The sequence below is a fragment of the Agathobacter sp. genome, from assembly GCF_977054825.1.
The window spans coordinates 46,092-68,099 of the sequence record NZ_CDRTEH010000012.1 but is presented as its reverse complement, the minus strand read 5'-3'; the positions used below and the strand labels follow the sequence as shown (position 1 = coordinate 68,099).

General features: G+C 41.5%; 18 protein-coding genes and 1 tRNA gene. 16 read left to right on the top strand and 3 right to left on the bottom strand.

All coding sequences use genetic code 11. The annotated features are described in order from the left end of the window. Positions 1-151 precede the first annotated feature (151 nt). The gene (locus tag ACW6PM_RS10110) at positions 152-439 is read left to right on the top strand and encodes a type II toxin-antitoxin system RelB/DinJ family antitoxin (protein ID WP_456057085.1); all 288 of its coding nucleotides are present in this window, start codon (positions 152-154) and stop codon (positions 437-439) included. A gap of 83 nt (positions 440-522) precedes the next feature. After that, on the top strand, positions 523-1,269 hold the full coding sequence (locus ACW6PM_RS10105; protein ID WP_456057084.1) for a GNAT family N-acetyltransferase: 747 nt from the start codon (positions 523-525) through the stop codon (positions 1,267-1,269). Positions 1,270-1,631: 362 nt separating this feature from the next. On the opposite strand, the gene rhuM is transcribed toward ACW6PM_RS10105, so the two are convergent. After that, complete coding sequence (gene rhuM / locus ACW6PM_RS10100; RefSeq protein WP_456057083.1) at positions 1,632-1,925, bottom strand: RhuM family protein; 294 nt, start codon at positions 1,923-1,925, stop codon at positions 1,632-1,634. Between the two features lie 122 nt (positions 1,926-2,047). Between rhuM and ACW6PM_RS10095 the strand changes: the two genes are divergently transcribed. From ACW6PM_RS10095 to pap, 7 genes are all read left to right on the top strand, one after another. Then, positions 2,048-2,323 (top strand): hypothetical protein, encoded by a 276-nt coding sequence (locus tag ACW6PM_RS10095; protein WP_456057082.1) that lies wholly within the window; start codon positions 2,048-2,050, stop codon positions 2,321-2,323. Continuing rightward, positions 2,324-4,810: an AAA family ATPase gene (locus tag ACW6PM_RS10090; RefSeq protein WP_456057081.1), complete on the top strand. Its 2,487-nt coding sequence runs from the start codon at positions 2,324-2,326 to the stop codon at positions 4,808-4,810. Next, entirely contained in the window at positions 4,807-5,844 is a 1,038-nt protein-coding gene (gene mcrC, locus ACW6PM_RS10085) for a 5-methylcytosine-specific restriction endonuclease system specificity protein McrC (RefSeq protein ID WP_456057080.1), read from the top strand. Before ACW6PM_RS10090 ends, mcrC begins: the two co-directional genes overlap by 4 nt. Before the next feature lie 361 nt (positions 5,845-6,205). Next, positions 6,206-7,216: a LacI family DNA-binding transcriptional regulator gene (locus tag ACW6PM_RS10080; RefSeq protein ID WP_456057079.1), complete on the top strand. Its 1,011-nt coding sequence runs from the start codon at positions 6,206-6,208 to the stop codon at positions 7,214-7,216. Next, positions 7,216-8,547 carry an MATE family efflux transporter gene (locus ACW6PM_RS10075; RefSeq protein ID WP_456057078.1) on the top strand — a complete coding sequence of 444 codons (1,332 nt, stop codon included), beginning with the start codon at positions 7,216-7,218 and terminating at the stop codon, positions 8,545-8,547. Before ACW6PM_RS10080 ends, ACW6PM_RS10075 begins: the two co-directional genes overlap by 1 nt. Before the next feature lie 214 nt (positions 8,548-8,761). After that, positions 8,762-9,631, top strand: coding sequence for a YitT family protein (locus ACW6PM_RS10070; protein WP_308651486.1), 870 nt, complete (start codon positions 8,762-8,764; stop codon positions 9,629-9,631). 100 nt (positions 9,632-9,731) lie between these two features. Beyond that, complete coding sequence (pap, locus tag ACW6PM_RS10065) at positions 9,732-11,219, top strand: polyphosphate:AMP phosphotransferase (RefSeq protein ID WP_456057077.1); 1,488 nt, start codon at positions 9,732-9,734, stop codon at positions 11,217-11,219. A 100-nt stretch (positions 11,220-11,319) separates the two neighbouring features. Here the strand turns inward: pap and ACW6PM_RS10060 are convergent. After that, positions 11,320-11,392 (bottom strand) — tRNA-Lys (locus tag ACW6PM_RS10060). A 95-nt stretch (positions 11,393-11,487) separates the two neighbouring features. After that, the gene (locus tag ACW6PM_RS10055; RefSeq protein ID WP_456057076.1) at positions 11,488-12,282 is read right to left on the bottom strand and encodes a Cof-type HAD-IIB family hydrolase; all 795 of its coding nucleotides are present in this window, start codon (positions 12,280-12,282) and stop codon (positions 11,488-11,490) included. Between the two features lie 223 nt (positions 12,283-12,505). Between ACW6PM_RS10055 and ACW6PM_RS10050 the strand changes: the two genes are divergently transcribed. The 7 genes from ACW6PM_RS10050 (at position 12,506) to ACW6PM_RS10020 (ending at position 21,919) form a co-directional block, all read left to right on the top strand. Next, positions 12,506-13,936: an alanine/glycine:cation symporter family protein gene (locus tag ACW6PM_RS10050; RefSeq protein WP_448755206.1), complete on the top strand. Its 1,431-nt coding sequence runs from the start codon at positions 12,506-12,508 to the stop codon at positions 13,934-13,936. Between the two features lie 19 nt (positions 13,937-13,955). Beyond that, positions 13,956-15,311 carry a sodium-dependent transporter gene (locus ACW6PM_RS10045; RefSeq protein WP_456057075.1) on the top strand — a complete coding sequence of 452 codons (1,356 nt, stop codon included), beginning with the start codon at positions 13,956-13,958 and terminating at the stop codon, positions 15,309-15,311. 35 nt (positions 15,312-15,346) lie between these two features. Continuing rightward, positions 15,347-16,249: a hypothetical protein gene (locus ACW6PM_RS10040; protein ID WP_456057074.1), complete on the top strand. Its 903-nt coding sequence runs from the start codon at positions 15,347-15,349 to the stop codon at positions 16,247-16,249. Between the two features lie 68 nt (positions 16,250-16,317). Then, complete coding sequence (locus ACW6PM_RS10035; protein WP_022293079.1) at positions 16,318-17,169, top strand: COG1361 family protein; 852 nt, start codon at positions 16,318-16,320, stop codon at positions 17,167-17,169. Between the two features lie 158 nt (positions 17,170-17,327). Then, complete coding sequence (locus tag ACW6PM_RS10030; protein ID WP_456057073.1) at positions 17,328-18,281, top strand: AAA family ATPase; 954 nt, start codon at positions 17,328-17,330, stop codon at positions 18,279-18,281. After that, entirely contained in the window at positions 18,274-19,311 is a 1,038-nt protein-coding gene (locus tag ACW6PM_RS10025; protein WP_456057072.1) for a DUF58 domain-containing protein, read from the top strand. The genes ACW6PM_RS10030 and ACW6PM_RS10025 overlap by 8 nt, the downstream gene beginning before the upstream one ends. Then, positions 19,274-21,919, top strand: a complete 2,646-nt coding sequence (locus ACW6PM_RS10020; protein WP_456057071.1) for a transglutaminase-like domain-containing protein — start codon at positions 19,274-19,276, stop codon at positions 21,917-21,919. The genes ACW6PM_RS10025 and ACW6PM_RS10020 overlap by 38 nt, the downstream gene beginning before the upstream one ends. Positions 21,920-22,008 lie beyond the last annotated feature (89 nt).

Genomic DNA, 22,008 nt, shown 5'->3' with positions numbered 1-22,008 from the left:
TGGCAAGCCTGATAAGTTTCAAATATATTGCAAAAGAAAACAGGAATCTGAGAGGGAAGTATTTGGGAATATTCACAGCCTCCAATATTATATTCATGATATTCATGTTAATATTGTATTTTTTTTTTAGATAAAGGTTTTCCCGGAAGACTTGCAGATTTTCTGTGCCTGGCAGGAAAAAGAACTATTAAACCAGGCAGAGGCAATTCTTGACAGACTTGGAATTTCTGTATCTGTATTCATAGATATGACTTACAGACAGGTTATTATGCGTGATGGAGTACCATTTTCACTTGATATTCCGGATAAACTTGTTACAAGAGATTCTATAACACAAGCTGAATTTGATACGATGATGCAGACCGGGCTTGCACAGGCAAAAAAGAACGATTCTGTATCTGTTGATGAGGCTTTTAATCAATTAAAGTCGGAGATATAGTGCATGAATGAATATGAGGTAATGAACATATTTTTAAGAGATGCAAGTGGATGATTGGTTTATCGTAGTGAGAGGTGTTAGATATGGATTATATAAAAGAAAAACTATATCAGCAGCTGACAATTGACTATTGCTGTCAGGTTTCGGATATAAAGGATGATAAAAATCATTTTACAGAATATGAAAAGCTTGAAGGCAGGAGACAGTTTGAAGAAGCGGATGATTGTGTCTTAAAGGTTATTGCTGTAAATGGAAAGCTGATATTTACAGGGAAAAAGAGCATTATTGAGGTATGCAGGAAGCAGTTTTTCAACAATTCGGGGAACTGGTTTATGGATGCCTCAAATTTTAGAAAACTGGATGAAATTTTAAAGAAAGATGGATACAGAGTGAAAACAGCTCATCCGTTTTTCATTCCAAAGGATAATTGTGTGCATGAAATAAATTGTGTTGAAATAAAAAAATACAATCAGGAAGAAATTCTCCAATTTAAGGATGATGACAGGTTTGATGAAGCATTTTGTTTTAGCGAAAAGTCACCGGATGTGCTTGCAGTTGCAGCGATTATAGATGATGAGATAGTTGGTATGGCAGGAGCCAGTGCAGACAGCCCATCTTTTTGGCAGATTGGGATCAATGTAAACAAGAATTTTGAGGGCAGACATATTGCTACAGGACTTGTTTCAATGCTTAAAGCTGACATTCTCAAAAAAGAAATCGTGCCATATTATGGGACAAGTTTTTCAAATCTTGCATCACAGCATGTCGCTGCGAAAGCTGGATTTGAGGTTGCCTGGGTGGAATTGATCACAGAAAGAATAGAGTGTTAAGTAATTTATGCAAAAAAGATTGTAACATACCATGGAGTATATTTGATAGGGTATTACCTATTTAGTCAACAATCCTTCATAGAAAAGTTAATGAAATACAAAGGCTTTATTATTACGGTTTTTATCATCACTTCAGCCATGAATGTTATATTATGTCAGTATTTTATTTCGTTAACAGGTATTGGATGTATATATAACTTTGTGCTTTCTTTTGTAATATCAGTAATTATAACATGTGGCATGTGCTTTACCTTTTGCGGAAAAAAATTTTTGAAGAGAAATAGCAATTGTACGGAAAATTTCAATTGGTCATCGTTTAATGCAAATCCCTTTTTCATATATTCTTTTAATATTCCCATAGCCTAGATACGGAATTGTGTACCATGAAGGGATTTTACACGGTAGCCGACGGAGATAATGACGTCAAGGTTATAGCAATCTACATTGTATTTTTGGCCATCTGTGGCAGTGTAGGCAAATTTTGCCCACACTGAATTTTTATCTAATTCCCACTTTTTGAAAATGTTACATGCATGTTTTCCGATAACACTGCGGTCACGTTGAAACAGCTCTGCTATCTGGTCTATGGACAGCCATACAGTATCTTCATAAAAGGTAGTTTCTATCTTGGTTAAGCCATCTTTGGTTGTGTACATAATTATGCTTGAATTTCTTATACAATCAGTATAACATAATGGTCAGTGGCTGAAATCCATAGAATTTAAGTTGCCGATTATAGAAAAAAAGTTTATACTAAGTTTAGACAATGATACACAGAATGAGACAGTGGTCTCAATGTCATGATAAGATAAATAATGAACTGAAAGTGGTGTATTTCCGGATTTTTTCAGGTAATGGAAATCTTTTGGAAAAGCTCATTTTTTATACTCAAATGATGTACAAAGCATCGAGTCAGGTGGCTGCACAAGAATATTCATTTGAGATGAATGCTTACAACAGTTCAAACGATTTTGAGATTGTGTTACGGATTGCAACTTTCAGGCATGATGCAGAAACGTTAGATGAAATAATGCATAAGGAGGTACTTCTTTAAATGCAATATGATTGGATAGATTTTTACACAGAGTTTGCTACTAAGCTTCTTCATTTCAAGACCGATAGAAAGACTCTTATTCAGAAAATATATGCGGTGTATGACGCAACTGGAATTAGTGTTCCGAAACTTGAAAGTGGCGATGAGATTATTGATATTGATCCGTTCACCATCTTTGGTACATTTAACAAAGGAATCACAAATGCTAATAGAATCGCTATTCTTAATGGGATTGCGTCAGAGTTCGAAATTTCTGCAACGGTGCCGAGCAATTTTGATGGAATTCCGGTTCTCAATAATCTGAAAGCGACATTCTATGGATTTAAAGATGATAGAAAAGCAAATGATATTGATAACCTGTGGAGCTTGTTTGAGGTAGCTCTTGCATTGGCTGATAATGACACAGAAGATAATCGTGAGAAATTTTCCAATGCTTATGACAAGGTACATGATCAGCTTTGTATTCGCTGGAATATTACGATGGCTCTTTATTGGATTCGCCCTTATACATTTATCAACTTGGATTCCAGAAATCGATGGTTTATATCTAATGCTCAGAATATGCCGGGCGAATTTGTTGTAGCCGCTGAGAAGAAATTGAAGAAAGTTCCATATGCAGCAGATTATCTTGAAATAAAGGATCTGTGTAAAAAAGTTCTGGAAGCGGGGCAATATGAATACAAGAGCTTCCCAGATTTATCTTATATGGCATGGGTTATATCTGAGAAAGTAAATCAAGAGAAGTCTATTGAAAAAGGAAAAAAGACTTCTAAAGCAGAATTTCTCAAATGGTTTATGCCATTATTACAGGCACTACGTGATCTGGGAGGCTCTGCGACACCGGTAGAGGCAAGAAAAAAAATCATTGAAAACGAACACCTGTCGGATGATGTGATAAACGAAACAAGAGGCAAAACGAAAGTTAACAAATTTGAAAATGAAGTTGCTTTTGCAAGAAATTATCTTGTCGGAGCAGGATACATCGATAAGAGCGTAAGAGGTGTGTGGACACTTACGGAAGCAGGCAAGTCAGTGGAGTTAACAGCTGAGATGGCATCGGATATTTTCAAAAAAGGGGTCTCTGATGCAAAGAGTAAGAAAACGAATGATAGTGATGCTCTTGCAGATAGTGATGTCGATACTATTCATTACTGGATTTATGCTCCGGGACAAAACGCTGATAAATGGGAAGAGTGTTATAAGAACGGTTATATGTTGCTGGGCTGGGGTGAGATTGGAGATCTTGGAATATTCAGTTCTAAAGATGAAATGAAACAGCAGATGAAGCAGGAATATGGCGATAGCAGCTCTTATAAGAATTCAGCTCATGCCACATGGCAGTTTGTCCATGATATCAAGGTTGGCGACATTGTATTTGCGAAGAAAGGAAACAATGGCATTCTTGGTAAAGGAATAGTTGAGTCTGACTACGAATATGATGCTGATCGTACAGACGAGTATTCAAATGTCAGAAAAGTTAACTGGATCAATAAGGGAAATTGGACAATTAACCATCAGGCACCGCAGAAAACATTGACTGATATTACTCCATATAGTGATTTTGTGCAGGAAATCAAAGACTTATTTGAAGACGATGATATGGTTGACGACGAGCAGGAACTTACCTATCCAGAGTACACAGCAGAAAATTTCTTGGATGATGTCTATATGTTTGAAGAAGACTATTCCAGATTAGTTGGTTTGCTTAGAAACAAGAAAAACATTATTTTGCAGGGAGCTCCAGGGGTGGGAAAAACATATGCTGCCAAGCGTCTGGCTTATTCCATGATGGGTGTAAAAGATATAGAGCGTGTGATGATGGTGCAGTTTCACCAGAGTTATTCATATGAAGACTTCATTATGGGGTTTCGCCCATCTTCTACAGGGTTTGAACTGAAGAAGGGAGCATTCTATAACTTCTGTAAGAAGGCCGAGATAGATAGTGATAATGAGTATTTCTTTATCATTGATGAAATCAATCGCGGTAATTTGAGTAAGATCTTCGGTGAGCTGTTTATGCTGATTGAAAACGATAAACGCGGAAATGCGTTGCAGCTTCTGTATTCCGATGAAAAATTTGCGGTTCCGGAGAATGTCTATATCATTGGTATGATGAATACCGCAGACAGAAGCCTTGCTATGTTGGATTATGCACTTCGTAGAAGATTTGCTTTCTTTGATATCAAGCCAGGGTTCGAGACGCCGGGGTTCCGAGAGTATCGCATGGCATTAGACAATGAGAAGTTCAACAAGCTGATTAGCTGTGTAGAGAATTTGAACGGAGTGATTGCTTCTGATGAATCTTTAGGTGAAGGATTCTGCATCGGACACAGTTATTTCTGTAATTTACAGCCAGATACAATCAACGATGATTGGCTTTATGGTGTTTTGGAATATGAACTGATACCGCTATTGAAAGAATACTGGTTTGATGAACCTATGAAGGTGAAAGATTGGAGTGAAAATCTAAGGAGCGCGATTAAGTGATACCTATACAAAACATTTATTATATGCTGTCATATGCTTTTCAGATATTGAATGAGCAGGGCTATAGGAATATAGCCACAGAACAATTTGATAATACTGCTGAGCTGATGGCGGCTATCTTAGAAAAAGGTATCGCGAATCAGCTAAAGCGAGGACTAGGTAAAGAATATATTCCGCAGACGGAAGCACTTTCTTCTCTGCGAGGAAAGATTGATATTGCAGAGTCAATCAAGACACAGTCAATGCTGCGGAAACAGCTAATCTGTACATACGATGAGTTCTCTGTTAACAGCACAATGAACCAGATTATAAAATCTACAGTTGAACTTCTCCTGTGTTCAAATATATCAAAGAAGCGTAAGAAGAATCTAAGAAAGTTAATGATATATTTCGGTGAAGTTGATTTCATTGACTTGCATACGGTAAATTGGAATGTTCAGTACAATCGGAACAATCAGACTTATCGTATGCTAATCTCGATATGCTATCTAGTAGTAAAGGGGCTGCTGCAAACACAATCAGATGGAAGCAAAAAGTTGATGGACTTTCTGGATGAGCAGAGAATGTGTAGATTATATGAGAAGTTTATCTTGGAATATTACAGGAAAGAATTCAAAAACCAGATAGCTGCGAATGCATCACAGATTCCATGGCAGCTGGATAACGAAGAAAACGCTATGCTTCCAGTGATGCAGAGCGACATTATGCTCCAGCGTGGGGATAGAGTTCTTATCATTGATGCTAAGTACTATGAGCATAGTATGCAGGTACAGTTTAACAAGCATACACTTCACTCGGCTAATCTTTATCAGATTTTTACTTATGTGAAGAATAAGGAATACGAATTGAGAGAGAAGGATCATACAGTTTCAGGAATGCTTTTGTATGCGAAGACTGATGAAGAAATATATCCAAATAATGTATATCAGATGAGTGGTAACCAGATTACTGTCAGGACACTGGATTTGAATTTACCATTTACAGAAATAGCAGAGCAGCTAGATACAATAGCAAAATTGCATTTCAGTTTATAAAAGAGGCATCCTAGTTGAAAAAGAAAAAGACGAAATAACAATCCGCTCCAGCGCAGCGGAATACTTAACCAATCAATGAGCATATTAAGAAGATTTATTCCGACTCAGAGCTTGAGGAAGATTCAACTATACGGAATTTCCGAATAGTTCAAACCGAAGGTTCTCAAATATGCTGAAAGTTTACAAATCTAAATAAAAAACTGTTGATGCAAGGATCATGTAGAGATACATGGTCCTTTTGTTGTGCAAATATCACAAAAAACAAATGCAGATTTTGTGATGGGTTACGCGCTTAACCTTTGTAAAATCCACATTTCTGTTGTACCATATAATCAGAAGATAAGAAAAAAGGGAGATTGATATGGCACTAAACAGGGTTCGGATTGCAGATGTTGCAGATGCACTTGGTCTTAGTACGGCAACTGTCTCAAAAGTGATTCACGGCAAAACAGAAAAGATTTCGGATGAAACGGTAAAACGTGTCCAGCAGGAGCTTGAACGCTCAGGGTATATCCCAAATATGGCGGGCATTCTGCTTGCCAGAAATAATTCAAGAATCATCGGTGTGGTGGTGAATGACAATGAAAAGTATGAAGGCAGGGTTTTAGAGGATGGATTTGTGATGTCATCGCTTAATGCACTTTCCCATGAGGTAAATGAAAAAGGATATTTTCTGATGATAAAAACGACATCTGACATCAGTGAGATTCCGGTGTTTGCATCTATGTGGAATATGGATGGGCTGATTCTGATGGGCTTTTGTGAAGCCGATTATGAGAAGCTGAGAAACCAGATGAGGATATCGTTTGTAGTGTATGACGGTTATTTTGAAAAATGCTCCAAGGTGGTCAATCTGGTCATCAATCATTATGATGGCGGTTATCAGGCGGGGAAATATTTAAAGGAGCTGGGACATAAAAAAGCATTGTGCATAGCGGACAATTTCATCTGCATGGATAAAGAGCGCATCGAGGGCTTTAGCAAAGCCTTTGGAGCAGGGGAAACATTAAGGTGGGAAATACCAAAGACGGAAAAGGAAAGAACGTGCTTTTATGAGGAGAAATATAGTGAGCTGATAAAAAGCAATGTTACCGCTGTTTTTGCAGTATCGGATTTTTATGCACTTGAGTTTATGCGGTTTTTGCAGGGAAAAGGCATACAAATTCCAAAGGATATCCAGATAATAGGTTTTGATGACAATCTGGCAAGCAGGGAAAGTAATCCTGCGCTTACAACGATTCATCAGGAGGCGCCTCTTAGGGCAAAAACTGCAATTAAGTGTCTTGAGGCAATGCGCGATGGTGCGGAATGTGAGACAGAAATTGTGTTGCCGGTTGAGTTAATAAAAAGAGAAAGTACGAGGAAATTATAATGTCAAAGTTTATGAAATCATTGTGTAAAATAGCAATTCCTGTTACATTGCAAAGCATGCTGCAGGCATCATTTTCAATTGTAGACCAGATTATGATAGGGCAGCTGGGAGAGACTAATATATCGGCAGTTGGATTATGTGGAAATTTTTCTCTCATTTTTTCAGTGGTAATCGGTGCTGTGAGCACGGTTGCGGGGATATTGATCGCACAGTTTATCGGTGCGGAGGATACAAAAGAGGCATGGTGCAGCTTTGATGTCAGTCTCATTTGTGGAATTATGATATCAGCATTATTTCTGTTTGCAGCAGGAGTTTTTCCGTCGTGGATTCTCGGTTTGTATACAAAGGATGTGAGTATTGTAAATACCGGCGCGGTATATTTCAGGATTGTAGCGTTTTCCTATATTCCAATGGCAGTCAGTAATATTTTATCCTCATGGCTGCGCTGTAAGGAGCATGCCACGATACCGTTTTTGGCAAGCTTTGGGGCAGTTGCTGTAAACACAGGTCTTAATTATCTGATGATATTTGGAAAATTGGGATTGCCGTGTATGGGAATAAAGGGAGCTGCGATTGCAACACTTATTTCGCAGTTATTTAATCTTGTAGTTATTGTCATCGGATTTGCTTTATGTATCAGGAAGGATGGAGATAAACCGGTATGGTCATTGCATTTCCGTAAAATTACTATAAAGGACTATCTGGTCATGATTATGCCGATTCTAATCAGTGAGTTTTTGTGGAGCCTCGGACAAAATGTGGAGTCTGCCGTCTATGGTCATCTGGGCACATCAAATCTGGCAGCGTACACACTTACCTGCCCGATACAGGGGCTTATCGTAGGAGCGCTTAGCGGTTTGTCGGCGGCTGCAGGTGTGATGGTCGGCAAGAGACTTGGCAGGAAAGAATACGATGAGGCTTACACAGAATCGAAGAAGATAATGTATGCAGGCTTAGCCGGTGCGGTAGCCGTATCGACATTGCTCATTCTTCTGGCAGGAGTATATACAGGGCTGTATCGTGTAGATGGCAGCGTAAAAGAGCTTGGAAAGATACTGCTTATTGTATTTGCCCTATATGCACCAATCAAGGTGGAAAATATGATACTTGGCGGCGGAATTATAAGAAGTGGCGGCAATACAAAAATCATTATGGTGATTGATATTGTCGGCACATGGTGCATCGGAATCCCACTGTGTCTGCTTGCAGCGTATGTATTTAAGTGGGGCATCGTTGGTGTGTATACATTACTTACCACGGAAGAAATATTCAGGCTGGTTGTATCGCTTGTTATTTTTAAGAGGCGCAAGTGGATGATTAGTTTATCGTAGAGTGTGTCTTAATTCAAAAGGAATACCATGTTCCGATTGCAGATTCCCGCTTGACTTAAATTAACATCTCAAATATAATAATTGTATACATCAGAAAACGTTCACTCTTCACCGGATGAGTGGTTAAAGCGTCTGGGAGCAAATCGTAGGTGCAGTAATTTACACTGTAAGATTTGTTTCCGGGCGCTTATTTATTTTGGAGGATAGATGCAATATGAATAAGAAAAAAGAATTATTGGTACAGATTATGTGGGAGCTTGCAGGAAGCATCTTTTATGCAATTGGTATATATAACTTTGCGTTGCAGGCAGAGTTTCCTATGACAGGCTTTTCAGGTATTTCGATTATTTTATACAGGCTGTTTAATATTTCCATTGGTTTATCAACGGTGCTGCTTAATATTCCGGTTGCGATACTATGCTGCAAATTATTGGGAAGGAAATTCTTTGTAAGCTCAATCCGCTGCATGCTTTTGTCTTCGTTTATTGTTGACTATGTTGCGCCGTTATTTCCGGTGTACCAGGGCGACAGACTGCTTGCGGCATTGTGCACAGGTGTCTTTTGTGGAATAGGGTATGCCATGATTTATACAAGAAATTCGTCAACAGGAGGAGCTGATTTTATCATCATGGCTGTAAAGGCATTGAGGCCTCATTTGTCGATGGGAAATATCTCTTTTCTTACTGATGTCGGAATTATTCTGGTGGGAGGATTTTTGTTTAGAGATATTGACGGAATGATTTACGGCATGATAGTGAATATATTGTCTGCGGTTGTCATTGATAAAATGATATACGGTATGAATTCAGGCAAAGTAGCCTTTATCGTCACAAAGAACGGAAAGAGAATATGTGATGTGATTGATGAATGCAGTCAGCGCGGAAGCACTATTCTTAAGGCACAGGGAGGATATAAGCAGGACGATATCCAGGTGGTAATGTGTGCATGCAACAGTAAGGAAATGTACCAGGTGCGTAAATCCGTAAAAGATGCAGATCCGGACTCCTTTATTGTGGTTGTTGAGTCACATGAGGTGCACGGAGAGGGCTTTAAAATGACGAATATTGGAGAAGCAGACAGCTGAAAATATAGTGCAAAGATTGTATTTTAGCTTGAAAATCGCTATACTAATATAAGGGTATAGCGATTTTTTGACTGAAATTTTATATTTGGGAGGTAATTACATGTTAGAAAACTGGATTAAACCACAGATTCCGGAGGAGGAAGAGCTTGATGAAAGACTGCGTGCAGCACGCTCAAGAATGTCTGTTTTACAGATGCAGATTAAGGAGCATGGACTGCCTGTGCTTGTACTGTTTGAGGGCTGGGGCACTGCAGGAAAGGGCAGCGTGCTCGGTAAGGTAATCAAGAATATTGATCCGCGATTTTTCAAGGTGGCAACCATGGACGAGCCGACAGAGGAGGAAAAGCGCAAGCCTTTTTTATATAGATATTTTGTAAAGATTCCGGCAAAGGGCAAGCTTGAGTTTCTTGATTCCGGCTGGATGGATGAGGTAGTAAATGGTATTTTGCATGATGATATGGGAGAGAAGGAGTATAAAAAGAAAATAGAGAGTGTGAAGCGCTTCGAGCGTCAGCTGACTGACAATGGTTACCTTGTTATGAAGTTTTTCTTCCAAATCAGCAGAAAGGAACAAAAAAAGCGTATCGAGGTATTAAAACAGGATGAGGATACCAGATGGCGTGTCAGTGGAGGTGAAGACTGGCAGAATAAGCATTATGACAAGTGTCTGCAGGTGTTTGACAGATATCTGAATGACACAAATGCACCTGCAGATCCATGGTATATAGTTGATGCAAAGAATAGAAAATGGGCTGAGCTTCAGGTGCTTGAGACGCTTGTTAGCGGAATTGAGACTGCACTTAAAAACAGCAATCTTGCTGTGCCGCTGTTACAGAATGTGTTTCCGCTTGAGAAGCTTCCAAAGCTTTCTGAGATATCGCTTGACAAGGAGCTATCTGAGGAGGAATACAAAAAGGAGCTCAAAAATCTGCAGTCTAAGCTTAGCGAGCTGCATAACAAGCTCTACAGGCGAAAGATTCCTGTTGTCATAGCATATGAGGGCTGGGATGCAGCCGGAAAGGGTGGAAATATAAAGAGAATCACAGAGGCACTGGATCCGAGAGGCTTTGAGGTGCATCCGATTGCAAGCCCGCTGCCCAACGAGAAGGCCAGACACTATCTGTGGAGATTTTGGAACCGTCTTCCTAAGACAGGGCATATAGCTATTTTTGACCGTACATGGTATGGCAGGGTGATGGTAGAAAGACTCGAGGGCTTTTGCAGCGAGAATGAATGGCAGCGTGCCTATAACGAGATTAATGAATTTGAAAAGGAGCTATCAGACTGGGGAGCTGTCATCATAAAGTTCTGGGTGCAGATTGATAAGGATACACAGCTGGCAAGATTTGAGGAACGCCAGAATACTCCGGAAAAGCAATGGAAGATTACCGACGAGGACTGGAGAAACAGAGAAAAGTGGGATCTGTATGAGGGTGCTGTGAATGAGATGCTAAAGAAAACCAATACCACTTATGCGCCATGGCATGTGCTTGAGTCAAACGACAAGAAATATGCGAGAATCAAGGCACTTAGGATTGTGATTGATGCGATTGAAGCTGCTTTGGATGATAAATCACATAAAAAATAAAACAGATGTATATAAACAAAAGATATGTAAATATGTAAAAAGGAGCCGGATTAAATCCGACTCCTTTAAAGTGTTGGTAAATTAATTTGGGTACAAAAAATGCGCCTCCAGGGGCTCGAACCCTGCACACCCTGATTAAGAGTCAGGTGCTCTACCAAATGAGCTAGAGGCGCAAACATCTGTGTGAATATCTGTGTCACACGGACAAATGATATTATACACAGGGTTTTACAAAAATGCAAGTACTTTTTTAAAAAAATTTTAAAAATTATAAAAATGACTTTAAAACATTAAGAACTCCGTTTTCCCAGTAAGGCGCACAGGTGTGTTTTGCGGCTGCGATAACCTCCTGGCGGGCGTTTGATACGGCATAGCTTATTCCTGCATTTTGAAGCATCTCAATATCATTCAGATTGTCACCGAAGCAGCATACCTCGTCGGGAAGCAGGTCGAATCTGTCTATGAGATATGAGAGAGCAGTCCATTTGCTTACACCCTTTGCGTTGCAGTCTACCCATTCCTTTCCGGCGGCTGCCAGGTGTGCTTTTTTATTCCATGCCGGAATGAAAACCGGTGTACACAGCTCTTCGCATTTGTCGGGATGAAAGACCGTGAATTTGATGATATCATTTCTGTCAAGCCTTGTGATGTCATCAACCTCGCGCATTTCAAAACCGTATGAATCACGGAGCAGGTGGAAAACAGGGCTGCCACCATCCTCTGCATAGCAGAAATCCGGCGTGGCGGCAAAGTAATCGCATGCCGGCAGCTCATCGCGCACCATCCGGCACATGTTCTTCCATATATCCTCGTCCATAGGATAGGTTTTTAGGATTTCCTTTGGAGTGCGAACGACAGTTCCTCCGTCTGTTATATACAAAAGCTTGTGCTTTATCGGAGCAAACAGCTTCAGCTCGCTTGAAAACTGTCTGCCGGAGCAGACTACAAATATTATTCCTTTATCTATGAGTCTGTCGATGACAGACATGTACTCAGGATCTATGAGCAGAGTGCCGTCCTTTACAAGTGTTCCGTCTATATCTGTTGCTATTAGTTTTATCATTATTTATCTCCCAGAGCGTATATCTTTTGAATATTCAACAATATTATTATAAGAAATTATAATCTCATATGCAAGATACTTATTTTGTATTACTGTTTGTAAAAGAAAAACAGACCAAAAAAACAGAACATATTGAAAGTTTCCGGTTCATATTGTATCATAGTAATACTGGCTTCATCTTCAATGCGTTGAAGCAATGAAAACTAAGGGGACGATATTTACTATGATAGTAGCACTTATTGAGAAAATTTATTCTTTTTTGTGGGGAGATCTGATACACATTCCACTGCCCGGTGGTGGGAGCGTGGGAATCTCTCTTCTCATAATTCTTTTGATTCCGACAGGAATTTATTTTACTGTAAGGACAAGGCTTTTACCAATCAGAATGTTTCCGGACATGATAAAGGCACTGACCGGTAAAAAGGAAAACAAGGACAGCCTGTCCACGTTCCAGACGCTCATTGTCTCTACGGCGACGAGAGTAGGCATGGGTAATCTGGTTGGTGTTGTGGCTGCCATATCCGTGGGAGGCGCAGGTGCGGTTTTCTGGATGTGGATAACAGCCATTATCGGTTCATCTACGGCTTTTGTGGAGGCTACACTGGCACAGCTTCACAAGGAGCCGGATCCTTTGTACTCAGGCTACCGTGGAGGTCCGGCATATTACATACACCACTACTGTGAGGACAAATCAGGCAAAAAGAAAAAACATGTAGCTATAGCTGTTTTGTTTGCCATATCGGGACTGATCTGCTGGTGCGGTATCAGCCAGGTTATAAGCAATTCTGTCACCTCATCCTTTGAAAATGCATTTGGCATACCACCTATTTATACTACAATAATTCTGGTGGCAGTGGCTGCTGTAATAGTGCTCAGAAAAAATGCTACGGTAAAGGTACTCGACATAGTTGTTCCTATCATGGCGGTGTGCTATTTTGCCATAACCATTTTTATTATCATAAAAAATATAGGCATGATGCCATCAGTTTTTTCAAGGATATTTGAGGAAGCCTTTGGTATCAGGCAGGTGGCTGCGGGAGGCTTTGGAGCAGTGCTCATGAACGGTGTAAAGAGAGGCCTTTTTTCAAATGAGGCAGGCTCAGGCTCAGCTCCATGTGCTGCAGCGGCGGCAGAGTGCGATACTCCTGTAAAGGCAGGACTGACGCAGGCGCTCGGTGTATTCATAGATACGATAGTGATCTGCAGCTGTACGGCAATGATCATGCTCACAGTACCGGAGAATATAGTATCAGGCAAAGAGGGCATGGATTTATTACAGTCGGCTATGAGGTATCATCTTGGAGATTTTGGAGTTATTTTTATAGCAGTCACATTGTTTTTATTCAGCTTTTCCACCTTCCTCGGTATACTTTTTTATGCAAGGAGCAATGTTGCATACCTGTTTGGTGACAATTGGATTTCACAGACACTGTACAAGGTGCTGGCTCTTGTTATGCTGTTTATAGGCGGTATCGCGGCATACACATTTGTCTGGGATCTGGGAGATGTGGGAATCGGTCTTATGACTATATTCAATACAGGTATTCTCTATCTGATGGGCGGACAGGCAATAAAGGAGCTGCGGGGCTTCGAGGAGCGCAAAGCACAAAGCAATAGTCGATGCTCACAGCAGGGTGAGAACGTAACGCAATAGCAATAGGAGAGATATAAATATGAAAAGAGAATCCTTTAAATCACGTCTGGGATTTATACTGGTAAGTGCAGGATGCGCTATAGGCATAGGCAATGTCTGGCGTTTTCCGTATGTGACAGGTCAAAACGGTGGAGGTATTTTTGTGCTGTTTTACCTTATATTTCTGGTATGCATGGGGCTTCCGGTGCTTACCATGGAGCTTGCTGTAGGCCGTGCCAGCAGAAAAAGTGCTGTGATGAGCTACAAGGCGCTTGAGAAGGAGGGCAGTAAATGGCACATTCACGGATGGATAGCCATGCTTGGCTGCTACATGCTTATGATGTATTACACAACAGTCTCAGGCTGGATGGTTGCGTATTTCTTTAAATTTTTAAAGGGAGATTTTACATCAGGCATGAATGCGGATGACACGGCGGTTGCATTTGGAAACCTCCTTGCAGATCCAAAGCAGATGGCTTTCTGGATGATAGTTACGGTAGTGCTTGGATTTTGGGTATGCAGCCGTGGTCTGCAGAATGGACTTGAGAAAATCAGTAAATTTATGATGAGTGCGCTGCTTTTGCTTATTATAGTGCTCGCGGTGCACAGCATTACGCTTTCAGGTGCGTTAGAGGGAGTGAAATTCTATCTTGTTCCAAATCTGGATGCGGTTTCTGAAATTGGAATAAAGAATGTCATAACAGAAGCCATGAATCAGGCATTTTTTACGCTTAGCCTGGGCGTAGCTGCGATGGAGATATTCGGCAGCTATATGGAAAAGGACCACACTCTGGCAGGGGAGGGCGCCAAAATATGTGCTCTCGATACATTTGTTGCTATCATGTCAGGGCTTATCATTTTCCCGGCATGCTTCAGCTACGGAGTGGAGGTAGGCGCAGGTCCGAGTCTTATCTTTATCACTTTGCCAAATGTATTTGTAAATATGCAGGGAGGCCGCATATGGGGATGTCTTTTCTTCATGTTTATGACCTTTGCCAGCTTTTCAACCGTAATCGCGGTATTTGAGAATATTATGTCATTTGCCATTGATATGTTTGGCTGGTCCAGAAAAAAGGCTGCACTCGTAAACGCAGTGATAATACTCATTGCAAGTATGCCGTGTGTGCTTGGATACAACGTGTGGAGCAGTCTGCACCTTATAGGAGGCAGGGATGTGCTTGACAGCGAGGATTTTATAGTTAGTAATCTGCTTCTTCCGATTGGCTCACTTGTCTATCTGCTTTTTTGTGTGACAAAGTGGGGCTGGGGCTTTGATAAATATATAGATGAGGCAAATACCGGAGCGGGACTTAAGATTTCGAGGAAGCTTAAGCCGTATTTTCAGTTCATACTGCCACTTTTGATTTTGTTTATTTTTATACAGGGATTGATATAGTTACATATTTTTAATCAGACAGGAGAGTGTAAAACATGTTAGATCAGAATACTTTTATAGAGACAGTACAGAGCGTTGCCGAGATTATCCGTACATCAGCGGAGCCTATTGGCAGAGATGAAATCATGTCTTATTTTAAGGATATGGAGCTCAATAAGGCGCAGGAGGATATGGTTTTTGAATTTCTCATCACACCGCATGAACAGGAGGAGAGTGCAGGTGATTACGAGGATGAATCACATGAGGACGAATTACATGAGAATGAAGAGTCTGAAAATGATACCTTGAACAATGTAATTTACTCAGAAGGTGATTCAATGGATGCCATAGCCGGTGGGAAGAATAATAAGCCAGAGCAGGATAATGAAGCTGAGCCTGATATAGACGAGGACAGTCTCATCCCGGATTCACCTATGTTTAGGATGTATCTTGAGGAGCTTGAGGAGATACCTGATTACACAAAGGCTGAGCAGGACGATATGTACAAAAAGCTGCTCGCAGGTGATGAGAGTGTGATACACACTATATCAAATTTCTGGCTTAAAAGTGTGCTTGCCATGGCAAAGAAGCTGGCTGTTACCTCAGAGGGCTTTGAGGATGTAGTACAGGAGGGAAACATGGGGCTTTTCATGTGTCTTACCGAGCTCTGCGGCTGTGGGGATGAGATAGATGTGGAAAAAGAGCTTTTGGATGCCATAGAGGAGTCTATGAAAGCGTGTATCAGGGAACAGACAGGTGAGGATGAGAGCGAGAATACTGTGGTAGGAAAGGTTTCCTTGGTAAACCGTGCAGTGGAGAAATTAAAATCCGATAAGGGCTTTGAGCCGAGCCTTAGTGAGCTTTCAGGCTACACCGGTGTGGATGAGGAAGAGCTTGAAAACCTTCTTGAGCTTATCAAAAAGGCTGATGTGGAGAAAAATAAACAGGACAGTAAATAATCTGTGTCATTTGTAGATTTGTGTCATATATTAAACCATACCTGAATATATGAAAGGATGGAAAATATATGGCACGATTTACTAATCAGGCACAGCTTCGTTATGGCAACAATGTGGCCAATTCAAATATAGCAGTCGGAGAAATACTCGAGGTGCTTTCTGCTACGAAAACGGCAGTCAAAAACACCTACAATCAAAACGATACAATAACCTATGTGGTGAGCATCGTAAACTCCGGAAATACCGCGATAAACGGTTTGACACTTTCTGACAATCTAGGTGCTTATACCTTTAACACCAACACTCTTGTACCATTAACCTATGTGAATAACACCGCAAAATACTATACAAACGGCACACTCCAGGCAGCGCCTGCAGTAACCCAGGGACCGCCTCTTAGCATCACAGGCATAAGTGTCCCGGCAGGGGGCAATGCAACTGTCATCTATGAGGCAGCGTTAAATGAGTATGCTCCTCTTGGTACAGAGGCATCTGTCACAAACACTGCTACAGTAAGCGGCACAGGAATCACTCCGGTTACAGCAGCAGAGACAGTAAATGCCGAGGCTGCACCAAATCTTGCGATTACAAAGTCTGTAAGTCCGGTACCGGTAACGGAAAACGGTACACTGACCTATACCTTCAGGATTCAAAACTACGGAAGTGTTGCGGCAACAAACACTACAGGCGTGGTTATAACAGACACATTTGCTCCGGTTTTGAACAATCTGACAGCGGCATTAAACGGCACAGCCTGGACTGCAGCTACGGATTATACCTACAATGAGGCGACGGGCACATTTTCGAGCACGGCAGGTGCAATCACTGTTCCGGCGGCAACCTACACACAGGATAGCACAACAGGAGCGTGGGTTGTTACACCGGGCGAGAGCACACTTGTCATCACAGGAACCGTGTAGTGGCAGAGGTGATTAATAAGGTTTAAGAATTGTTTAATTTAGTGGGATAAAAGTTGAAAAATATATGCAAACTATGTAAAATAAATATAGCTGTTTATGAATAAGATGATGCAGATAATCATCAGCAGTTTAAATTGATTAACCGGGGGATAAGACAAATGAATAATGCACAGTTAGTGATAGACGAAGTAAAAAAGGCAGTAAAGGGCAAGGATGATTGTATCATCAAGGCATTTGCTGCCTTTTTGGCAGGTGGACATATACTGCTTGAGGATGTGCCGGGAGTGGGCAAGACCACGCTTGCAGTAGCCTTTTCAAGGGCGATGGCTCTTGTGAATCACAGGGTACAGTTTACTCCGGATGTGCTGCCTGCGGATATTCTTGGCTTTTCGATGTATCAGAAGCAGACCGGATCATTTGTGTACCGCGAGGGTGCTGTGATGTGCAATCTGTTTCTGGCAGACGAGATTAACAGGACAAGTCCCAAAACACAGTCGGCACTTTTGGAGGTCATGGAGGAAGGAAATGTCACTGTGGATGGCGAGAGTAGAAAAGTCCCAAAGCCGTTTATAGTAATGGCCACGCAAAATCCAAAGGGAAGCGCCGGCACACAGCTGTTGCCGGAGTCGCAGCTTGACAGGTTTATGATATGCATGAGCATGGGATATCCTTCACATGAAGCTGAGGTGGATATCGCAAAGGGCAGGAGTGTGAAGGCGGATGAGTATACGATAAGGCCTGTTATGAATGCACAGGGGCTTGTTGAAATGCAGGGAGAGGTTGAGCAGGTGTTTATCCATGACAGTATTTATTCATACATTGTGGATCTGGTTGATGCGACAAGGACGAGTCCGTATATTGAGCTTGGGGTGAGCCCGAGAGGTACGATTGCGTGTGTGAGGATGGCAAAGGCATATGCGTATCTAAATGGGCGAAGCTATGTCATACCGTCTGATGTGGTTTCTGTATTTGCGGATGTGACAAAGCACAGAATTGTGCTAAATACCAAGGCGAGAGTGTCACACGTATCAGAGCTTTCAGTGATAGATGAGATACTAAAGGCTGTTAAGCAGCCGACAACTTATGTGAAAAAGGCAGGTAATCGTGATTAGTTTTTTGATAGGAATAATTACTGCAGCAGTAGTTTTTTATATGTCGATGATATACGGCAATGCCGCGCTGGCGCTTTTGGGCAGCTTTATGTGTGTGTTTATGGCACTGACATTTATAGCATTGCTTGTAAAGGCCCATAGGGCAGTGGCAGCTATAAATATTCCGATAGCTATCGCCACACAGGGGGATAGCATCAGGGTAAGCCTTTCCTGCCGGCTGAAGGAGGCTGGCTTTGATGGTGTTAAATACCGTGTAAAGGTGAAAAATAATTTATCCGGCGAAAAAAGTACAAGATGGCTGTCTGGAGGCAATGATTTTTTGTACAGCACGAAGTGGTGCGGTAATTATGAATTTGAGCTTGCAAGGATAAAGCTATATGATTTTTCGAGGCTTTTTTATGTCACGAAAAGAGTTAAAAAATATGCAAATGTTGAGGTGATTCCGCAGATTGATGAGATTCCTGTGAGGATAACGGACAGAGTGAGAAATTTCTTTGGGGATTCGGATATCTATGATGATATAAGACCCGGGTATGATCCGTCGGAGCTGTTTGATGTCAGAGAGTTTCAAAACGGTGACAGGCTGCAGAGTGTGCACTGGAAGCTTTCTGCAAGGACAGATGAGCTGATGGTAAAGGAAAACAGCCTGCCAAAGGCATGTGCCGTGGCCGTAGTCGCTGACTTCAGGGGGATAAAGAAGGGCAGACAGGCAGATGCTTTTATGAGGCTTCTTGTCTCGCTTTCCTTTTCATTTATGGATCAAAAATGCCCTCATTATGTGGCATGGTATGATACCTTAATAAACGATATTGTGAGAGCCCGAGTGGATGATGAGGAGGGCTTTTATATATTCTTGAACAGTTTTCTTAAAATAAAGCCGGATACAAAGACGGATGCGCGTTTTTTGTATGAGGAAAAGTACAGGGCAGAAAGGCTTGTATGTCTGCTTACTGTGGACGGAAGGCTTCAGATAAAAAAGGGAGAGGAGATAGTTGGCAGAGCAGATGAAAAAAACGAGATTGTCATTTAGGAAAAACTGCTGGCAGAGGTCTGATACAAATGAGATAAAGCCTGATTACAATAATGCGTTTACAGTGCTAAGTGTCCTGCTTACGGAGCTTGCCAATGCTGCAGCAGCAGTATTTCTTACGGTATGTGCGGTGTCTGTTGTGAATACGACTATTTCCCATGTGAGGTGTCCGTATTATGTGTATGTATGGCTGTTTATTTTTTCGGTGATAAGCGGCTTTATAAACAGGCTTACAGCGCTTGATGCAAGAAGGTGGGTGCGCCATACGATAAATACAGGTCTGCTGCTTGTATTTTTGCTTGGAGTGTTTATTGCAAACTGGCAGGCTGCGGCGCATATAAAAGCCGGCTTTTTATATGTAAAGGGCAGGTATCTTGAGATAATAAATGTGTACTATGGCACTTCGTTTGCATGCCAAAAGGGCGATAAAGCCTTTGCAGGGGCATTTGTGGGCTTTGTATCGTTTATAGTAATGCTTTTTCTGGTGACACTTGCGGTTCAAATTAAAAGAAGACGCATGCTCACATTATTTCCAACGCTTTTGCTTGCGGTGCAGCTGTGCGTAGGCAAAAGTCCAAGTGTCAGTGAGGTCGTTATGCTCACGCTTTGTACACTCTGGTGTCTTATCGCAGATGGCAGTGCACGCACAGAGGTAGGATATGAGGCAGATGGCAGTACACATGGCAATGAGGCTTTAAGGATAGTACCGGCGTTTTTATACATGGCGGCAGTGTCAGCAATACTTTTCATATGTGTATTTACATTTAAACCTCTTGCTGATACACTTGCCGATAAAAAGCCACAGATGCTTGCTTTTCAAAAGGATTTGGAGGGCAGCGTAAAGTCGTTCTTCAGCTTGGGAATTGATTTGCAGGATGGCACAGTTAGCAACCACTATCCAAGCTATAGTGGAAAGACGGTGATGACGGTAGAAGCAAAGGCAGGAGCGTCCTCTAATATTTACCTGAGAAGCTTCTATGGTGATACCTATGAGAATGGCAAGTGGATTAAAAAGTCTGATTTTTCACGGATGGAAAAAGAGTATCACGATGCTTCAAGGATGACAGCGTGGCAGAATGCAATCGGATTAGCCACGCTGCTTGATGGTTATTATGATGATGAGACCAATCCGGCCACCGAAAAGTATACAATCACGATGGAGAAGCTTTCCACCAAATACACCTATTTGCCGTACTGTATTGATCCATACAGTATAGATGCCAAGGGTGATATAGATTTTGACGAAGACTTTTTTATCACAAAGGATAAAGGAACAAAGACTATCGAGGTATCGGCGTGTCCCGGCTTTTTCGATGGTAGTCTGGAAACGTCCAGCCTTGAGCCCGAGCAGCCTCTTGAGGTCAACAATGATTTCTATGCGGCATACAATAATTATGTAATGGAAAACTATACTGCAAAGCAGGGCGGAGATGGGATTGTTTCGGAAGATGCAAAGTGGCTTCTTAGGACAGGACAGCTCACAAGCAATATGATGTACACAGGCTATATAAGAGAAAATGATGCTAACAGGATTGCGGCAGCACAGCTGGTGCAGCAGTTTCTGACATCGAAGGCTTTTAAGTACAGCAAAAATCCTCCTTCCACAGGCGGTAAGGATGTGGTTGAGAACTTCCTCTCAAATAGCAGGCAGGGCTTTTGTGTGCATTTTGCATCGGCGGGCACGATGATACTCAGACAGATGGGCGTTCCATGCCGCTATGTAAGCGGATACTGTGCAAAGGGGGACAGCTTCAAATCCGGTGAAAATGATGGGGATATATGCGAGGTGAAGGATTCACAGTCACATGCCTGGGTTGAAATATATCTGGATGATTTTGGATGGATTCCTGTGGAGATGACACCGGGATATTATGAGAACGTGACAGGCGTGAATCAGTTTGACTATATTGGCGTCAATGGAAAGAAAACGAACACTGGTGCTGCTTATCATGATGATACTGAGCAAATGAATGATACTGCGGCAGATGAAGATAAACCGGATGAAGCTGCAGTAAATGAAGATACAGAAAATACAGATGTAAAAAATGATGGCACAGCAAACAGTACATCAAGCCAATTTGTATCAGGTGATGGCAGTGAGAATGCTTTGGGTTCACGGTCAGGTGCTGATAAACGCACAGACACTCATAGCTCAAAAACAGGACTTCATATACCACCGGCGATTTTAAAAACTGTACTCTGTGTGATTTTTCTGACTGCACTTATAGCCGCAATAGTTTACATCAAAAGGCGAAGAAACCTTTTGTGGGAAGCAAGACTTGCCCAAAGAGTGAAAAAGGGCCGCTACAGCAGGGCTGCCATCATGATAAACAACCGCATCTACAAAGGGCTTGGGCATCCTTCAAAAAACAGGACTGATGAGCTTTATCTGGCTAACCTGAAGGAAAAATACTGCGGCCCGGATTATTGCGGAATCCATTGGGACGAGTACATGCGCATCATACAAAAGGCTGTGTATTCATCAGAGGGTATCACAGAGGAGGAATGCATTATGGTGATGGAGACGTGGAGACATCTGGAGAAAAAAGACATTAGACATAATTCACAAAAAAACATGTATAAAAACAGCATGATTAACAAAAAATAAATTCATGGAGAAATTGTGTTGAAATGGTAAAGCTTATGTGATATAAACTTTAACAGACGTGTTACTTTTAGGGAGGCATTTGTCGTACA